Below are 1,571 nucleotides of genomic sequence, written 5' to 3'. Positions count from 1 at the left end.
ATTAAACATTTACGGAGAGTTTGATCCTGGCTCAGGACGAACGCTGGCGGCGTGCTTAACACATGCAAGTCGAACGATGAACTCCAGCTTGCTGGGGGGATTAGTGGCGAACGGGTGAGTAACACGTGAGTAACCTGCCCTTGACTCTGGGATAAGCGTTGGAAACGACGTCTAATACCGGATACGACCAGCCTCGGCATCGAGTGTTGGTGGAAAGATTTTTTGGTCAAGGATGGACTCGCGGCCTATCAGGTAGTTGGTGAGGTAATGGCTCACCAAGCCTACGACGGGTAGCCGGCCTGAGAGGGTGACCGGCCACACTGGGACTGAGACACGGCCCAGACTCCTACGGGAGGCAGCAGTGGGGAATATTGCACAATGGGCGAAAGCCTGATGCAGCAACGCCGCGTGAGGGACGACGGCCTTCGGGTTGTAAACCTCTTTTAGCAGGGAAGAAGCGAAAGTGACGGTACCTGCAGAAAAAGCACCGGCTAACTACGTGCCAGCAGCCGCGGTAATACGTAGGGTGCAAGCGTTGTCCGGAATTATTGGGCGTAAAGAGCTCGTAGGCGGTTTGTCGCGTCTGCTGTGAAAACTGGAGGCTCAACCTCCAGCCTGCAGTGGGTACGGGCAGACTAGAGTGCGGTAGGGGAGATTGGAATTCCTGGTGTAGCGGTGGAATGCGCAGATATCAGGAGGAACACCGATGGCGAAGGCAGATCTCTGGGCCGTAACTGACGCTGAGGAGCGAAAGGGTGGGGAGCAAACAGGCTTAGATACCCTGGTAGTCCACCCCGTAAACGTTGGGAACTAGATGTGGGGACCATTCCACGGTCTCCGTGTCGCAGCTAACGCATTAAGTTCCCCGCCTGGGGAGTACGGCCGCAAGGCTAAAACTCAAAGGAATTGACGGGGGCCCGCACAAGCGGCGGAGCATGCGGATTAATTCGATGCAACGCGAAGAACCTTACCAAGGCTTGACATGTACGAGAACGCGTGAGAGATCACGTTCTCTTTGGACACTCGTATACAGGTGGTGCATGGTTGTCGTCAGCTCGTGTCGTGAGATGTTGGGTTAAGTCCCGCAACGAGCGCAACCCTCGTTCTATGTTGCCAGCACGTAATGGTGGGAACTCATGGGATACTGCCGGGGTCAACTCGGAGGAAGGTGGGGACGACGTCAAATCATCATGCCCCTTATGTCTTGGGCTTCACGCATGCTACAATGGCCAGTACAAAGGGCTGCGATACCGTAAGGTGGAGCGAATCCCAAAAAGCTGGTCCCAGTTCGGATTGAGGTCTGCAACTCGACCTCATGAAGTCGGAGTCGCTAGTAATCGCAGATCAGCAACGCTGCGGTGAATACGTTCCCGGGCCTTGTACACACCGCCCGTCAAGTCATGAAAGTCGGTAACACCCGACGCCGGTGGCCTAACCCCTTGTGGGAGGGAGCCGTCTAAGGTGGGATTGGTAATTAGGACTAAGTCGTAACAAGGTAGCCGTACCGGAAGGTGCGGCTGGATCACCTCCTTTCTAAGGAGCATGTGCCAGTCCGTCTGTCTACAGCGGAA

General features: G+C 55.5%; 1 rRNA gene. It reads left to right on the top strand.

Features of this window, described 5'->3' with window-relative positions:
• The first annotated feature begins 8 nt into the window (after positions 1 to 8).
• Positions 9 to 1,533, top strand: a 16S ribosomal RNA gene (locus L1277_RS15520).
• The last annotated feature ends 38 nt before the right edge of the window (positions 1,534 to 1,571 follow it).

Source organism: Okibacterium sp. HSC-33S16 (assembly GCF_024171565.1).
Taxonomy (GTDB): Bacteria; Actinomycetota; Actinomycetes; order Actinomycetales; family Microbacteriaceae; genus Mycetocola_A.
Note: the sequence above shows the minus strand (reverse complement) of the source record. Positions and strands in the feature narration are given on the sequence as shown.